The organism is Neisseria sp. P0021.S005, from assembly GCF_051956955.1.
This window is the reverse complement of sequence record NZ_JBQCWY010000630.1, coordinates 1-1,797: the sequence shown is the minus strand read 5'-3', so window position 1 is coordinate 1,797 and position 1,797 is coordinate 1. Positions and strand designations below refer to the sequence as shown.

Sequence of the window (1,797 nt, the reverse complement as noted above, 5' to 3'; positions counted from 1 at the left end):
AAGACATCATGCCTCAAAACGTTTGCCGTTTCAGCTTCAATATCGCCGCATGGCAGGCCTCCTCCAGCAAAATCAGTACGCCGGAGCAATGGCAGGACTGGGCGCAGGGAAAACTCGATACCACCTCACTGCCGGAGTGCAAACCCGCGCTCTCCTTTTTGCCGCCTATGCAACGCCGCCGCTTGGGAAAAGCGGCGCGCTTGGTTTGTGATGCTGCATGGAATCTGGCCGACCAATATCCTGAAAGTGTACCGGTGTACGTTTCGCACGATGGCGAAAGCAACCGCAGCTTTGAATTGTGGCAAGAGCTTTTGAACACGCATACCGTCTCGCCGACCTCATTCGGCCTGTCCGTCCACAATGCAACGATTGGACAATGGTCGATGTTGCGCAAAGACATGAGCGAGCATACCGCATTGGCCGTTGCCGCCGATTCCTTTGAAACCGCGCTGACCGAGGCATTCGCGCTTTTGCAAGACGGCGCGCCATCCGTTTTAGTAATTGTCGCCGATGATCCTTTGTCTGAAGACTATCCCGTCTTGGCTACACGTGCGCCGTTTGCCTATGCATTGGCACTGGTCATCACCAAAGGCGAAGACTATACCTTAAGCTTGGAAACCACATCCGAAAGGCCGTCTGAAAACCCTAACGATACAACAGTCAAGCCCTATTGGAGCAGCTTGGAGTGTGTACGCTTCCTGCTTTCAGACGGCCGACAACATACGCAACACTATGCCGGTAGAAACTGGCACTGGCAGAAAAACGCATGAAGACTTTAGACTATTTCCGTCGCTTTTTTGCCACACTCTTCGGCTTCATCCTCTTCGGCGTTGCAGGCGTATTGTTCAAAATCGCACTTTTGCCCTATACGCTCAAATCGACCAAAGGCGACATCAAACGCCAACTTGAAGCAAGACGCATGATAGGCAGAGTTTGGCGTTTCTTTGTCGGCTACCTGCAATGGTCGGGCGTATTGAGCGTCCGTTTCAACGGCTTGGAAAAACTCGGCAGGCCCGGCCAGCTTATTCTTGCCAACCATCCCTCGCTTTTGGATGTCGTCTTGCTGATCAGCCATTATTCAGAGCCAAACGTACTGGTTAAAAAAGACCTGTTGCACAACCCCAGCATGAAAAGCCAGATTATCGCTTCCGGCTACATCCCCAACGACGAAAGCATGGAAATGCTGGAAGAAATCGATGCCGTGTTCAAAAGCGGGCAAAGTCTGCTGATTTTCCCCGAGGGCACGCGCACAGGTTGGGGCGGACAGGTTAAAATGCACCGAGGCGCCGTATCGCTCGGTTTGCGCAGCGCATCAGTCATCACGCCCGTGTGCATCAAGATGACGCCGCCCAATTTTAAAAAGGGGCAACCGTGGTACAAAATCCCGCCACAAAAAATTCATTATGAAATTACCGTCGGCGACGACATCCTGCCTGAAGAATGGCTGGCAGAAAAACCCCTGCCCATCGCCGCACGCCGTTTAAACGAATACCTGCAAGACTATTTCACAAGGAAAACCACATGAGCAATTTAGAAAACCAAATCAAACAATTAATCATCGACAGCTTGGGCTTGGAAGACATTACCGTTGCCGACATCGGCAGCGAAGATCCACTTTTCGGCGACGACGGCCTGGGCCTGGATTCGGTTGATGCATTGGAACTTGGTTTGGCCGTACAAAAAACCTTCGGCTTCCAGCTCGACGGTGAAAACGACAACCTGCGCGAAAACTTCGCCAACGTCAAAACTTTAGCCGAGTTCGTCAAGAGCCGCCAAGCATAAGGGAGAGACAAGATG

General features: G+C 52.0%; 3 protein-coding genes. All 3 read left to right on the top strand.

What is annotated here, in order from left to right:
- Positions 1-8 precede the first annotated feature (8 nt).
- The 3 genes from ACTHUE_RS17690 to ACTHUE_RS17680 are packed head-to-tail and all read left to right on the top strand — an operon-like array spanning position 9 to position 1,782.
- Entirely contained in the window at positions 9-770 is a 762-nt protein-coding gene (locus tag ACTHUE_RS17690) for a beta-ketoacyl synthase chain length factor (protein ID WP_440402909.1), read from the top strand.
- Positions 767-1,525 carry a lysophospholipid acyltransferase family protein gene (locus tag ACTHUE_RS17685; RefSeq protein ID WP_107791846.1) on the top strand — a complete coding sequence of 253 codons (759 nt, stop codon included), beginning with the start codon at positions 767-769 and terminating at the stop codon, positions 1,523-1,525. Before ACTHUE_RS17690 ends, ACTHUE_RS17685 begins: the two co-directional genes overlap by 4 nt.
- Positions 1,522-1,782 carry a phosphopantetheine-binding protein gene (locus ACTHUE_RS17680; protein WP_003680822.1) on the top strand — a complete coding sequence of 87 codons (261 nt, stop codon included), beginning with the start codon at positions 1,522-1,524 and terminating at the stop codon, positions 1,780-1,782. Before ACTHUE_RS17685 ends, ACTHUE_RS17680 begins: the two co-directional genes overlap by 4 nt.
- Positions 1,783-1,797 lie beyond the last annotated feature (15 nt).

Coding starts and splice junctions, on each gene's coding strand:
- ACTHUE_RS17690 (WP_440402909.1), top strand. CDS start 9: ATGCCTCAAAACGTTTGCCGTTTCAGCTTCAATATCGCCGCATGGCAG.
- ACTHUE_RS17685 (WP_107791846.1), top strand. CDS start 767: ATGAAGACTTTAGACTATTTCCGTCGCTTTTTTGCCACACTCTTCGGC.
- ACTHUE_RS17680 (WP_003680822.1), top strand. CDS start 1,522: ATGAGCAATTTAGAAAACCAAATCAAACAATTAATCATCGACAGCTTG.